Origin of the sequence: Serratia sp. FGI94, assembly GCF_000330865.1 — a bacterium.
Taxonomy (GTDB): domain Bacteria; phylum Pseudomonadota; class Gammaproteobacteria; order Enterobacterales; family Enterobacteriaceae; genus Serratia_B; species Serratia_B rubidaea.
In genome coordinates, this window is the sequence record NC_020064.1 from 3,252,027 (window position 1) to 3,266,318 (window position 14,292).

12 protein-coding genes are annotated in these 14,292 nt (G+C 58.9%); all 12 read right to left on the reverse strand.

Annotation, left to right across the window (positions count from 1 at the left end):
* Positions 1-6: 6 nt before the first annotated feature.
* Complete coding sequence (gene nuoM / locus D781_RS14820; RefSeq protein WP_015673149.1) at positions 7-1,536, reverse strand: NADH-quinone oxidoreductase subunit M; 1,530 nt, start codon at positions 1,534-1,536, stop codon at positions 7-9.
* A 97-nt stretch (positions 1,537-1,633) separates the two neighbouring features.
* Positions 1,634-3,481, reverse strand: a complete 1,848-nt coding sequence (gene nuoL, locus D781_RS14825; RefSeq protein WP_015673150.1) for an NADH-quinone oxidoreductase subunit L — start codon at positions 3,479-3,481, stop codon at positions 1,634-1,636.
* Positions 3,478-3,780 (reverse strand): NADH-quinone oxidoreductase subunit NuoK, encoded by a 303-nt coding sequence (gene nuoK / locus D781_RS14830; protein WP_004960562.1) that lies wholly within the window; start codon positions 3,778-3,780, stop codon positions 3,478-3,480. The genes nuoL and nuoK overlap by 4 nt, the downstream gene beginning before the upstream one ends.
* Positions 3,777-4,337 (reverse strand): NADH-quinone oxidoreductase subunit J, encoded by a 561-nt coding sequence (gene nuoJ, locus D781_RS14835; RefSeq protein WP_015673151.1) that lies wholly within the window; start codon positions 4,335-4,337, stop codon positions 3,777-3,779. Before nuoJ ends, nuoK begins: the two co-directional genes overlap by 4 nt.
* A 13-nt stretch (positions 4,338-4,350) precedes the next feature.
* On the reverse strand, positions 4,351-4,893 hold the full coding sequence (gene nuoI, locus D781_RS14840) for an NADH-quinone oxidoreductase subunit NuoI (RefSeq protein WP_015673152.1): 543 nt from the start codon (positions 4,891-4,893) through the stop codon (positions 4,351-4,353).
* Between the two features lie 14 nt (positions 4,894-4,907).
* A complete protein-coding gene (nuoH, locus tag D781_RS14845; RefSeq protein WP_015673153.1) occupies positions 4,908-5,885 on the reverse strand; it encodes an NADH-quinone oxidoreductase subunit NuoH in 978 nt (325 codons plus the stop codon).
* Positions 5,882-8,617, reverse strand: a complete 2,736-nt coding sequence (gene nuoG, locus D781_RS14850; RefSeq protein WP_102025018.1) for an NADH-quinone oxidoreductase subunit NuoG — start codon at positions 8,615-8,617, stop codon at positions 5,882-5,884. The genes nuoH and nuoG overlap by 4 nt, the downstream gene beginning before the upstream one ends.
* A gap of 123 nt (positions 8,618-8,740) precedes the next feature.
* On the reverse strand, positions 8,741-10,084 hold the full coding sequence (gene nuoF, locus D781_RS14855) for an NADH-quinone oxidoreductase subunit NuoF (RefSeq protein WP_099050067.1): 1,344 nt from the start codon (positions 10,082-10,084) through the stop codon (positions 8,741-8,743).
* The gene (nuoE, locus tag D781_RS14860; RefSeq protein WP_015673156.1) at positions 10,084-10,635 is read right to left on the reverse strand and encodes an NADH-quinone oxidoreductase subunit NuoE; all 552 of its coding nucleotides are present in this window, start codon (positions 10,633-10,635) and stop codon (positions 10,084-10,086) included. The genes nuoF and nuoE overlap by 1 nt, the downstream gene beginning before the upstream one ends.
* Before the next feature lie 2 nt (positions 10,636-10,637).
* On the reverse strand, positions 10,638-12,434 hold the full coding sequence (gene nuoC / locus D781_RS14865; protein ID WP_015673157.1) for an NADH-quinone oxidoreductase subunit C/D: 1,797 nt from the start codon (positions 12,432-12,434) through the stop codon (positions 10,638-10,640).
* Positions 12,435-12,530: 96 nt separating this feature from the next.
* Positions 12,531-13,205, reverse strand: a complete 675-nt coding sequence (locus D781_RS14870; RefSeq protein WP_015673158.1) for an NADH-quinone oxidoreductase subunit B — start codon at positions 13,203-13,205, stop codon at positions 12,531-12,533.
* Between the two features lie 29 nt (positions 13,206-13,234).
* On the reverse strand, positions 13,235-13,672 hold the full coding sequence (gene nuoA / locus D781_RS14875; RefSeq protein ID WP_015673159.1) for an NADH-quinone oxidoreductase subunit NuoA: 438 nt from the start codon (positions 13,670-13,672) through the stop codon (positions 13,235-13,237).
* Between the last annotated feature and the right edge of the window lie 620 nt (positions 13,673-14,292).

The window sequence follows — 14,292 nt, forward strand, 5'->3', positions numbered from 1 at the left end:
GGCGAATTACGGCCTTGTTGTTGAAATTGCAGAAACTGACGAACCAAACCAGTGTTGCACGTTGCTCATTGCGGCAGCAGAGGTATCCAGAATCGGCTGCGGATACACGCCCAGCAGCACCAGCAGTACCACCAGCAGCAGAATGATGAACAGTTCGCGTGCGGTCATGCCCGGCAACGGCTGGTCAGATTTTGGCGTGCCGTAATAGGCGCGCTGCATCATGATCAGCGAGTAAACCGAAGCAAACACCAGACCGAAGGTAGAGATCACGGTGATCACCGGCACCACCTGGAAGCTGCCGAACAGGATCATAAATTCGCCGACGAAGTTACCGGTGCCCGGCATCCCCAGCGTAGCGACCGCGAAGAACAGCGACAGCGCGGGAATGTATTTGATACGTCCCCACAGGCCGCCCATCTGGCGCATATCACGGGTATGCAGACGCTCATACAGCTGGCCGCAGATAATGAACATACCGGCCGCGGACAGGCCGTGTGCAATCATCTGAATCACCGCGCCCTGATAAGCCAGCTGGCTGCCGGTGTAGATGGCAATCAGCACGAAGCCCATGTGGGACACCGAGGTGTAAGCGATCAGGCGCTTGATATCGGTCTGCGCGAACGCCATCCAGGCGCCGTAGAAGATGCCGATAACGCCCAGCCACATGGCGATCGGTGCAAACTCGGCGGAGGTTTCCGGGAACAGCGGCAGGCTGAAACGCAGCAGGCCGTAGGCCGCGGTTTTCAACAGAATGCCCGCGAGGTCAACGGAACCGGCGGTCGGCGCCTGGCTGTGCGCGTCCGGCAGCCAGCCATGCAGCGGCACCACCGGCATTTTCACCGCAAAGGCGATGAAGAAGCCCAGCATCAGCAGGTATTCCACGTTGTGCGACATCGGCGTTTTCAGCAGATCTTCATAGCTGAAGGTCCAGACGCCGGTGGCGTTGTAGTGCACGAAGACCAGGCCCAGAATCGCAATCAGCATCACCAGACCGCTGGCCTGGGTATAGATGAAGAACTTGGTGGCCGCGGTGATACGGGTTTTACCGTCCGACGCCTTGTGGCCCCACAGCGCGATCAGGAAGTACATCGGCACCAACATCATTTCCCAGAAGAAGAAGAACAGGAACATGTCGATAGCAAGGAACACGCCGATAACGCCGCCCAGGATCCACAGCAGGTTCAGGTGGAAGAACCCCTGATACTTCTGAATTTCACGCCAGGAACAGAGGATCGCCAGCACGCCCAGCAGGCCGGTCAGCACCACCATCAGCAGCGACAGACCGTCCAACGCCAGGTGAATGTTGATGCCGAAGCGCGGGATCCACGAGCGCAGGTACTCTTCCTGCCACTGCGGAATGCCCTGCGGCGTGGTCAAGGTATAGCCGCCCTGCAGCCACAGTTGCAGCGAGAGCGCCAGTGTCAGCCCCATTGTAATCAACGCGATCCAGCGCGGCACCTTGGTGCCGAAACGCTCGAACTGCCAGCTCAGCAGACCGCCGATAAAGGGGATAAGAATTAGCCAAGGTAATAGCATGGCGTTTTGTGTCCCTAATATGAATAATCTAAAACATGTATCTGGCCCTTGAGCATCAAGGGCCGAACCCGAAATTACGTCTGTTTAAATTATTCAGTTAAACCAAAATCAACAGCGCCAATACGACCACTGCACCCACACCCATAGACGCGATATACCAGCGCACCTGTCCGTTTTCACTGACCGTCAGACCGCGGTTGCCCCAGCGGGAGAACACCGCCGGAATGTTCATCAGGCTGTTCAGCGGATCGCTTTGCAGCAGACGCGCGACGCCCAGATAAGGTTTGACGAACACTTTGTCATACAGCCAGTCGAAGCCCCAGGCATGGAACCACCAGGTCGAGAAGAAACGGCCCGGCGCGCTGGCGGCTACGCTGCTGACCAGGCGACGTTTGCCCAGCCACAGCGCCGCAGCCAGCAGAATGCCGATAACCGCCACCACACCGGAGGTGATTTCAAGCTGCAGCACGCTGCCGTGCGCCAGTTCGGTCGTCGCCGGCAGTACGCCCTGCAGCGGCGGCACAATCATCGCGCCGACGAAGGTGGACAGCACCAGCAGAACCAGCAGCGGCAGATGGTGAGTGATGCCCTTGCCCGCATGCGCTTTAATCTGCTCTTTACCGTGGAACACGATGAAGATCATACGGAAGGTATACAGTGAGGTCATAAACGCGCCGACCAGACCGGCGATCATCAGGTTGATATGGCCGTTGGCCATCGCCCCGGCCAGGATCTCATCCTTACTGAAGAAGCCGGCGGTCAACAGCGGCAGCGCCGACAGCGCCGCGCCGCCCACCAGGAAGCAGACGTACACCAGCGGAATGCTCTTACGCAGGCCGCCCATCTTGAAGATGTTCTGCTCGTGGTGGCAGGCCAGGATCACCGAACCGGATGACAGGAACAGCAGCGCCTTGAAGAACGCGTGGGTCATCAGGTGGAAGATCGCCGCGTCCCAGGCCTGTACGCCCAGCGCCAGGAACATATAGCCGATCTGGCTCATGGTGGAGTAGGCCAGCACGCGTTTGATGTCGGTCTGCACCAGCGCGGCGAAGCCGGCCAGCAGCAGGGTTACCGCACCGACGATGCCCACCAGGTTCAGCACTTCCGGCGCCATCAGGAACAGGCCGTGCGTACGGGCAATCAGGTAGACGCCCGCGGTCACCATGGTGGCGGCGTGGATCAGCGCCGATACAGGCGTCGGGCCGGCCATCGCGTCCGCCAGCCAGGTCTGCAGCGGCAGCTGCGCCGATTTACCGACCGCGCCGCCCAGCAGCATCAGGGTCGCCCAGGTAATGGCGGTGTCGCCCATCGCCAGTTTCTGCGGCGCCAGCACCATCAGCTCGCGGAAGTTCAGCGTGCCCAGTTCGTGGTACAGGATAAACAGCGCAAAGGCCAGGAACACGTCGCCCACGCGGGTAACGATAAAGGCTTTCATCGCCGCCGCGCCGTTGGCCGGATCTTTGTAGTAGAAGCCGATCAGCAGGTAGCTGCACAGGCCCACGCCTTCCCAACCCAGGTACATCAGCAGCAGGTTGTCCGCCAGTACCAGAACCACCATGCTGGCGATAAACAGGTTGGTGTAGGCGAAGAAGCGCGAGTAGCCTTCTTCACCGCGCATGTACCAGGAGGCGAACATGTGGATGAAGAAGCCGACGCCGGTGACCACCGACAGCATGGTCAGCGACAGACCGTCCAGCACCAGCGTCACGTCGATGTTGAAGTTGCCGACCGTCATCCAGGTCCACAGGTGCTGCTCAAACAGCTGTACGCCGGCGGCTTTCTGGCTGAAGAAATCCAGCGCCGCATAAAGGGTGACTACCGCCGCCAGGCCGATAGAACCGACGCCGACGGTCGCCGCCGTATTTTCAGACCAGCGGCCGCGGGAGAACGCCAGCAGCAGGAACCCGATCAGCGGCAGCAGAATAGTTAAATATAATAGGTTCATCCGCGCATCTCACTGACAGTATCAATATTCAGGGTATGACGACGACGATAGAGCTGCAGCAACAGCGCCAGACCGATACTGGCCTCCGCCGCCGCCAGGCTGATGGCCAGGATATACATCACCTGCCCGTCCGCCTGACCCCAGTAGCTTCCCGCCACGATAAACGCCAACGCCGCGGCGTTGATCATCACTTCCAGACTGATCAGCATAAACAGCAGGTTACGACGGATCAGCAACCCGGTCAGCCCGAGTACGAACAGAATCGCCGCCAGAATCAGCCCATGTTGAAGAGGGATCATGCTTGCTCCTCCGATTTTCTTTTCGCCATTTCGCTGCTCGCCGGGGCGCTGCTCAGCACTTCGCCCGGCTTGTGCTCACGGCCAATATGGAAGGCAACCACCAGACCGGCCAGCAGCAGCATTGAAGCCAGCTCCACCGCCAGGACGTAAGGGCCGAACAGGCTGATGCCGACCGCCTTGGCGTCGACCATCTCGCCGCTGATCCCCTGGTCGGAGACGCTGCGGATGGCGATAACCAGCACCACCAGCAACACCAGCGACATCAGGCCGGGGCCAATCCACACCGACGGCTTCAGCCATTCGCGCTCCTGTTGCTGCACCGCGTTGCCGAGGTTCAGCATCATCACCACGAAGACGAACAGCACCATAATGGCGCCGGCGTAGACGATGATTTCCAGCGCGGCGGCAAAATAGGCGCCCAGTGAGAAAAAGACTGCCGAGATCGCCAACAGTGAGACGATTAAATACAGCAGCGCATGCACAGGGTTGGTATGCGAAATCACGCGAAGCGTCGCGAGAATCGCAATCAAACCTGCCAGATAAAATGCAATTTCCATGCTTGCTGGCTCCTTACGGCAACAGGCTTTTCACGTCGATCGGCTTGGCTTCGTTTTCGGCTTCGCCTTTCGCTTTGCCGTCGATCGCCATACCGGCCATCCGGTAGAAGTTATATTCCGGATATTTACCCGGGCCCGAGATCAACAGATCTTCTTTCTCATACACCAGATCCTGGCGCTTGAACTCGCCCAGTTCGAAATCCGGCGTCAGCTGGATTGCGGTGGTCGGGCAGGCTTCTTCGCACAGGCCGCAGAAAATGCAGCGCGAGAAGTTGATGCGGAAGAACTCCGGATACCAGCGGCCGTCTTTCTGCTCTGCCTTTTGCAGCGAAATACAGCCGACCGGGCAGGCAACCGCACACAGGTTACAGGCAACGCAGCGCTCTTCGCCGTCCGGATCGCGCGTCAGCACGATGCGGCCACGGTAGCGCGGCGGCAGGTAAACCTCTTCTTCCGGATACATCCGGGTTTCGCGTTTGGCGAAGGCGTGCATGCCAATCATCCAAATACTGCGTACCTGGGTGCCGAAACCAACCACTAACTCTTTCAATGTCATGGTTTATTCACCCCTTATTGAGCGTTGTACAAAATAACTGCGGCGGTCGCCAGCAGGTTCAGCAGCGTCAGCGGCAGGCAGACTTTCCAGCCGAATGACATCACCTGGTCATAGCGCGGACGCGGCAACGCGGCGCGGATCAGGATGAACATCATCATGAAGAAGGCCGTTTTCAGCGCGAACCAGATGAACGGCGGCAGGAATGGCCCCTGCCAGCCGCCGAAGAACAACGTCACAATCAGGGCGGAAACGGTCACGATGCCGATATATTCCCCCACGAAGAACAGACCGAATTTCATACCGGAATATTCAATGTGGTAGCCGTCGGCCAGCTCCTGCTCCGCTTCCGGCTGGTCAAACGGGTGACGGTGACACACCGCCACGCCGGCAATCGCAAAGGTCACAAAACCAAAGAATTGCGGGATGACATTCCAGACGTGAGCCTGTGATTCAACGATGTCCTGCATGTTGAATGAACCCGCCTGCGCCACAACCCCCATCAGCGACAGGCCGATGAACACTTCGTAGCTCAGGGTTTGTGCCGAGGCACGCATCGCCCCCAACAGCGAGTATTTGTTGTTGCTCGACCAGCCGGCGAACAGCACGGCGTATACCGCCAGGCCGGCCAGCATCAGGAAGAACAGAATACCGATGTTGAGATCGGCCACCGCCCAGGTCGGGCTGACCGGAACGATGGCGAATGCCAGCAGCAAGGAAGTAAAGGCGATCATCGGCGCCAGGGTGAAGATCACCCGGTCGGAGAAGGTCGGAACCCAGTCTTCCTTAAAGAACATTTTGATCATGTCGGCGACCAGCTGCAGCGAGCCGCCCCAGCCGACACGGTTTGGCCCGTAGCGGTTCTGGAACAGGCCGAGCAGACGGCGTTCGCCGAAGCTCATGAACGCCCCGCAGGCGACCACGACCAGCAGGATCACGACCGCTTTCAACACGGCGATCGCTATTTCGATCGCCTCAGGGGTAAACCAGCTCATCGTGCCGCCTCCCGCAGATTTTCAACCTTCGCACCCGCCAGCACCGGCGGGATCCCTGGCAAGCCGAGCGGCAAACCAACCTGGCCCTGGGTCAGGGTTTCACTCAGGCGCACCGGCAGACGCAGCGTCTGGCCCGCACAGCTGAACTCCACCAATGCCCCTTCGTTAACGCCCAGACGCGCGGCGTCGGCCGGGTTAACCATCGCATAGGCCGCCGGCATACGCTGCTGGATCACCTCGGAGCGCTGCGACATCTCGTCGCTGCCGAACAGGTGGTAATACGGCGCCACCTGCCAGCCTTCCGCACGGAATGCGGCCGGCACGTTGGCGAAGTAGCCGAGGCTGCCCTCCCCTGCTTCGATCAGGCGCACGCCCGGATCGCCGTGGCGCAGCTTGCCCCCGACCTCGGCCTGGAATTTGTTCCACGCCTGCGGTGAGTTCCAGCCTGGCGACCAGGCGAACGGGATCTGCTGACGGTCGGCCAGCGGGCTGTTGTTCCCTTCCATGGAGAAGGCGAACATGGTGTCTTTATCCTGCGGCTGACGCGGTTCGTGCACGCTGATATTGGCGCGCATCGCGGTGCGGCCGCTGTAACGGTGCGGTGAACGCGCCAGTTTCTGTCCGCGGATGCGGAAGCTGGCGTCCGGCGCGGCATCCTTGATGCCCTGCAGCTGCGGCAGCGCCTCGACGCAGGCTTCGATCACGTCGTCAAGCTGGGTCCAGTCCACGTGGCGGCTGGTGTAGGTGGAGTGCAGCGAGTGCATCCAGCGCCAGCTCTCCAGAATTTCCGTCCGCACGTTGTTTTTGGCGTCGTCGTAGTAAGCCGGATCGTACACCTGGAAGAAGCGCTGCGCGCGGCCTTCCTGGTTAACCAGCGTACCGTCGCTTTCGGCAAAGCTGGCGGCTGACAGAATCAGGCTGGCTTTATCCATAATCGCGGTGCGCTGATGATCGGCCACGATCAGGTTGCTGACCTTGGCGAGTGCGGCGTCGATCTTGTCCGCCGCGGCGTGACGGTACAGATCGTTCTCCATCACGATGGCGGTGTCGGCCTGGCCGCTCGCCAGCTGTTCCAGCGCGCGATCGAGCGAACCGCCGCCGATCATCGCCAGACCCAGGCTGTTGGCGGCGCCGGCCACCAGGGTGATGCCCACCTCGGAACCACGGCCCTTCAGCGCGGTGGCGATGTTGGCCGCCGCTTCGATCATCGCCTCGCTGCCGGCGCTGCTGCCGGTCACGATCAGCGGTTTACGCGCGCCGGTCAGCGCCTGCACGATAATATCGACTTTCTTGTGCAGATCGTCCGTCAGGCCGTCAACCGCCGGCGAAGCCGCGTCCAGCGCGTGCGCGATGGCGAAGCCGAGGCGCGCCTGCTCATCCACCGGCGCGCGGTAGTTCCAGGCGGCGATATCATCCAGACGGGTGCTGTCGACGTTGGTGACGAACAGCGGGTATTTGGCATGCTGGCCGATGTTCTGCACCGCCGCGATCTGCCAGTCGGCCACGCGCTGCGCCGCCGCCATCGCCCGGGCTTTGCCTTTCACCGCCTGACGCACCGACAGCGCAATGCGCGCGCCGGTCTGCGTCAGATCTTCGCCCAGCACCAGCACCGCGTCGTACTCTTCGATTTCACGCAGCGCCGGCGTATGTACGCCGCTGTTTTTCAGCACGTTGAGCATCAGTTCCAGACGCTGCTGTTCCGCCTGCGCGATGCCGGTATAGAAGTTCTCGGCGCCGACCAGCTCACGCAGCGCGAAGTTGCTTTCCAGGCTGGCGCGCGGCGAGCCGATGCCGATGGTTTTCTTGGCCTGGCGCAGAATATCCGCCGCCCCTTCCATCGCCTGTTCGGCATTCAGCGCAATCCAGTCATTGCCGCGCAGCTGCTGCGGCTGACGCGGACGATCCTTCAGGTTGACGTAGCCATAGCCGAAGCGGCCGCGGTCGCACAGGAAGTAGTGGTTTACGCTGCCGTTGTAACGGTTTTCGATACGGCGCAGCTCGCCATAGCGCTCGCCGGGGCTGGTGTTACAGCCGATGCTGCACTGCTGGCAGATGCTTGGCGCAAACTGCATGTCCCACTTACGGTTGTAGCGCTCGGAGTGGGTTTTGTCGGTAAAGACGCCGGTCGGGCACACTTCCACCAGGTTGCCGGAGAACTCGCTTTCCAGCGTGCCGCTTTCCGGACGGCCGAAGTAGACGTTGTCGTGCGCGCCGTAGACGCCGAAATCGGTGCCGTCGGCATAGTCTTTGTAGTAGCGCACGCAGCGGTAGCAGGCGATGCAGCGGTTCATCTCATGGGAGATAAACGGCCCCAGCTCCTGGTTCTGGTGGGTGCGTTTGGTGAAGCGGTAGCGGCGGAAGCTGTGGCCGGTCATTACCGTCATATCCTGCAAATGACAGTTGCCGCCCTCTTCACACACCGGACAGTCGTGCGGGTGGTTGGTCATCAGCCACTCAACCACGCTTTCGCGGAACTGTTTGGCTTCGTCGTCATCGATGGAGATAAAGGTGCCATCAGACGCCGGCGTCATACAGGACATCACCAAACGGCCGCGCGTGTCTTCCGCGTTTTGGTACTGCTTAACCGCACATTGGCGGCAAGCGCCGACGCTTCCCAGCGCCGGGTGCCAGCAAAAGTAAGGAATATCGAGGCCGAGGGAGAGACAGGCCTGCAACAGGTTGTCTGCTCCGTCAACGTCGTATTCTTTGCCGTCTACATGAATCGTAGCCATAGTCAGCATGCTTCCAAATGGCCTGCCTTGCGGCAGGCGTTAATCAAAAATTCTGTTATCCCGCGTATTTTCCGGCGGCGCCATGAGTGGCCGTCCGCGAAATACGCCGGGCTAAAAGCGGGCTTACCAGCGTTGCTTCAACAAGTTGTTGGCCTGAATACCGCCGATGGCATGCGCATTGCTGAAATGCTGTACGGCGATGCCGGCTTCAAACTCGTCACGGAAATATTTAATTGCGCTTTGCAGCGGCTCTACGGCGCCCGGCGCGTGTGCGCAGAAGGTTTTACCCGGGCCAAGGAAGCGGCACAGCTGTTCCAGGGTTTCAATATCCCCCGGCTGCCCTTCGCCTTTTTCCAGCGCACGCAGGATTTTCACGCTCCACGGCAGGCCGTCGCGGCACGGCGTACACCAGCCGCAGGACTCGCGTGCGAAGAACTCTTCCAGGTTGCGCACCAGGGAAACCATGCCGATTTCGTGGTCCACCGCCATCGCCAGCGCGGTGCCCAGACGGCTGCCGGCCTTGCCGATCGCGCCGTATTCCATCGGCAGATCGAGGTGGTCGGCGGTCAGGAAGTCGGTCCCCGCCCCGCCCGGCTGCCAGGCTTTGAATTTCAGACCGTCGCGCATGCCGCCGGCGTAATCTTCCAGAATTTCGCGCGCGGTGGTGCCGAACGGCAGCTCCCAGACGCCCGGGTTTTTTACCCGGCCGGAGAAGCCCATCAGCTTGGTGCCTTTGTCTTCGCTGCCGGAAATGCCGGTGTACCACTCCACGCCGTTGGCCAGAATCGCCGGCACGTTGCACAGCGTTTCCACGTTGTTAACGCAGGTCGGCTTGCCCCAGACGCCGGCGGAGGCCGGGAATGGCGGCTTGGAGCGCGGGTTGGCGCGGCGGCCTTCCAGCGAGTTGATCAGCGCCGTCTCTTCGCCGCAGATATAGCGGCCGGCGCCGGTGTGGACGAACAGCTCGAAATCGAAGCCGCTGCCCATAATGTTTTTACCCAGATAGCCCGCTTCGGTGGCTTCGGCGATGGCGCGGCGCAGACGCTCCGCCGCCTCGACGTATTCGCCGCGCAGGAAGATGTAGCCGCGGTAAGCCTTGAGCGCAAAGGCGGAGATCAGCATGCCTTCCACCAGCAGGTGCGGCAGCTGCTCCATCAGCAGGCGGTCCTTATAGGTGCCCGGCTCCATCTCATCGGCGTTGCACAGCAGGTAGCGGATGTTCATGGATTCGTCTTTCGGCATCAGGCTCCACTTCAGACCGGTGGAGAAGCCCGCGCCGCCGCGCCCTTTCAGGCCGGAGTCTTTGACCAGGCTGACGATTTCATCCGGCGCCATGCCTTTGATGGCCTTTTCCGCTCCCGCGTAGCCGTTTTTGCTGCGGTATTCATCCAGCCACACCGGCTGTTTGTCGTCGCGCAAACGCCAGGTCAGCGGATGCATCTCGGGAGTGCGTACAATGTCTTTGATCATTGGTACTGCTCCAGCAGATTATCGATATCTTCCGGCTTCAGCTGACTGTGAGTGTCCTCATCAATCATCATGGTCGGCCCTTTGTCGCAGTTGCCCAGACAGCAGGTCGGCAGCAACGTGAAACGGCCATCGCCGGTGGTTTGACCCGGCTTGATGTTCAGCTTCTTCTCAATCGCGGCCTGAATGCCCTGGTAACCGGTGATGTGACATACCACGCTGTCACAGTAGCGAATCACGTGACGTCCTACCGGCTGACGGAAAATCTGGCTGTAGAACGTGGCAACGCCTTCTACGTCGCTGGCAGGAATGCCCAGCACTTCCGCGATGGCATAAATCGCCCCATCCGGTACCCAGCCGCGCTGCTTCTGCACAATTTTCAGCGCTTCAATGGAAGCGGCGCGCGGATCTTCGTAATGGTGCTTTTCATGCTCAATCGCATCACGCTCCGCTGCACTCAGCTCAAACGCCTCAACGCCGCTCGCTGGCGCGGCCGCGTCGACAGGTTCAGGCACATGGTGACTCACGTGATTATCTTTTTGATCATGCATAGTTAGCGGTCCACATCTGACATTACAAAATCGATACTACCCAGATAGACAATCAGGTCGGAAACCAGGCTGCCGCGGATAACCGACGGGATCTGCTGCAGGTGCGCAAAGCTTGGCGTACGTACCCGGGTGCGGTAGCTCATGGTGCTGCCGTCGCTGGTCAGGTAGTAGCTGTTGATCCCTTTGGTGGCTTCAATCATCTGGAATGATTCGTTCGCTGGCATCACCGGGCCCCAGGAAACCTGCAGGAAGTGGGTGATCAGCGTTTCAATGTGCTGCAACGTGCGCTCTTTCGGCGGCGGCGTCGTCAGCGGGTGATCGGCCTTGAACGGGCCTTCCGGCATGTTGTTCAGGCACTGCTCGAGGATGCGCAGGCTCTGACGCAGCTCCTCGACCTTCAGCATCACGCGGCTGTAGCAGTCGCTGACGCCGTCGCCGACCGGCACGTCAAAGTCAAAGTTTTCATAGCCGGAGTACGGACGCCATTTACGCACGTCAAACTCGATGCCGGTGGCGCGCAGGCCGGCGCCGGTAACGCCCCAGTCCAGCGCGTCTTTGGCGTTATACGCCGCCACGCCGACGGAACGGCCCTTCAGAATGGTGTTTTTCAGCGCCGCCTTGACGTAGGAGTCCAGACGCTTCGGCATCCACTCCAGGAACTCGCGCAGCAGACGATCCCAGCCGCGCGGCAGGTCATGCGCCACGCCGCCGATGCGGAACCAGGCCGGGTGCATACGGAAACCGGTGATGGCTTCCACCAGGTCATAGATTTTCTGACGGTCGGTGAAGGCGAAGAACACCGGCGTCATGGCGCCGACGTCCTGAATGAAGGTGCTGATATACAGCAGGTGGCTGTTGATGCGGAACAGTTCGGACAGCATCACGCGGATGGTGTCGACGCGCTCAGGCACCTTGATGCCCGCCAGTTTTTCCACCGCCAGCACGTACGGCATTTCGTTAACGCAGCCGCCCAGGTATTCGATACGGTCGGTGTACGGAATGTAGCTGTGCCAGGACTGGCGCTCGCCCATTTTCTCCGCGCCGCGGTGGTGGTAGCCGATATCCGGCACGCAGTCGACGATCTCTTCGCCGTCCAGCTGCAGGATAATACGGAAGGCACCGTGCGCCGACGGGTGGTTCGGGCCGAGGTTGAGGAACATGTAATCCTCGTTCTCGTTGCCGCGCTTCATGCCCCACTCTTCCGGCTTGAAGGTCAGCGACTCCATCTCCAGATCTTCTTTCTGCTTGGTCAGAACGAACGGATCGAATTCAGTCGCGCGCGCCGGGTAGTCTTTACGCAGCGGGTGGCCTTCCCAGGTCTGCGGCATCATGATGCGCGTCAGGTGCGGGTGGCCGTCGAAGGTGATGCCGAACATCTCCCAGGTCTCACGCTCGTACCAGTTGGCGTTCGGGAACACCTTGGTCGCGGTAGGCACGTGCAGGTCTTTTTCAGACAGCGCCACCTTCAGCATGATATCGCGGTTGCGTTCGATAGAAATCAGATGATAGAAAACAGAAAAATCCGCGGCAGGCAGACCCTGGCGGTGCGTGCGCAGACGCTCGTCAACGCCATGCAGGTCGAACAGCATGACATACGGCTTCGGCTGTTTTCTGAGGAACGTCATTACTTCCAGGAGCTGTTCACGCTTGACCCATACCACGGGCATACCGGTACGCGTTGCTTGAACAGTAAAGGCTTCCGGCCCAAAACGGTTGCGCAGTTCGCCAATCACCGGATCGCCTTGGTGATCGCGGGTTTGCCAGTCAGGCAGAGCGTCGTGCGTCGTTGAATCTGTCATAATATTTTTTCACCACACTGAAGGGTCAAATCGCTGCAAGCTTAACTTTCGCTGTGTTTATCAATAGCGTATTAAGATGGACGTTAAATGAACGTCTTAAACTTCGTCAGGCGTGCGCAGATTGGTGACTGCGATACGCTCGCCGTGCTTGCGTTCTCTTTCCGACTGCATGTTGGCGCGATATACGCCCTGATCGCCAACCACCCACGACAGCGGACGACGCTCTTTCCCGATGGATTCCTGCAGCAGCAGCAGCGCCTGCATGTAAGCTTCCGGACGCGGCGGACAGCCCGGAATGTACACGTCGACCGGCAGGAACTTGTCCACGCCCTGCACCACGGAATAGATATCGTACATGCCGCCGGAGTTGGCGCAGGCGCCCATGGAGATCACCCATTTCGGCTCAAGCATCTGCTCGTACAGGCGCTGGATGACCGGGGCCATTTTGGTGAAGCAGGTCCCCGCCACCACCATAAAGTCGGCCTGACGCGGGGAAGCACGCAGCACTTCCGCACCAAAACGCGCAACGTCATGAACGGCGGTAAACGAGGTCACCATCTCCACATAACAGCACGAAAGGCCGAAGTTATACGGCCAAAGAGAGTTTTTACGCCCCCAGTTCACCATGTCATGCAATGCATGTTCGAGTTTACCCATGTAAACCGTGCGGTGAACCTGTTGCTCCAGAGGATCGGCGACGATCTCCTGTTTCTGCAGGGGGTAACGGTCGTTCTCACCGTTCGGGTCTATGCGGGTGAGCGTATAGTCCATCTTAATGCCTCGTTTTTAACCACAAATAACTACTGCGGATGACGGTTGGTGTTAGTGATCGTGCTTGGTTTAACCTGACGCTTGGAGCGAGCAGGCGTCCAGTCCAATGCGCCGATGCGCACCAGATAAACCAGACCGGCCAGTAGCACCAAAATGAAAATGGCGGCTTCGATAAAGCCCACCCAGCCGCTCTCGCGAATCGAGACCGACCAAGCATAGAGATACAAGGCTTCTACATCGAAAATAACGAAGAACATGGCGACCAGATAGAACTTGGCGGACAGGCGCATACGCGCTGAACCGACCGAGTCGATACCGGATTCAAACGGGGTGTTTTTGGCTCGCGCACGGGCTCTCCCGCCCAGGAAATACGCGCCCAGCAGCATGAGGCCGCACAGCCCGATAGCCACGACAAGAAATACGGCGAATGCCCAGTGATGAGCGATAACTTCAGTGGTTGTTGACATACTCTTTGCTTACTCATCAAAAGTGGCGTCGAACATTCTGCTCTTATCACGGCAGTTAGCGCACCACATCGATTTAAGGGAAGGATAAATAACCACAAAAAACTGACTGCTATTATTACAATGCGTTAAGCAGCGTTTTTACTGTGGGCTTTTTACTCCTTTCTATAACCTTTTGTCAACTTTGACAAAAGTATCTACACATTAGTTTACATACGTATCATTTAATTAACATTTCATGCGGCAGCTTCCGGGCTAAATCGTGTCAGTCATTTGCTGTGTAGAAACAGGTAGATACCAACCAATATGTACATTTCAGTTTTACTATATCATTCTCTCAGGTATTCCCTGTTGTTCCACTCACTACCTAGGGGTATTTTTTTGATCCAGGACACGTTTTCAGCAGAAATCCTCAAAAAAAGTGTGGCTCTTTAACATTTTCCATAAATCAGCGCACAAATTTTAACCGCACAGTATAATCGCAAAATACCCACAGGAAAAACCTGCCTTCTCGATTTTCGCACAACGAGAAAAAAAACGCTGAAAAATATTTTCCTGCCGAAAATAGCCGCCTAATGACAGTGAAGAGAGGAACAAATAGCGGTTGTAAGTGAAATAAATAG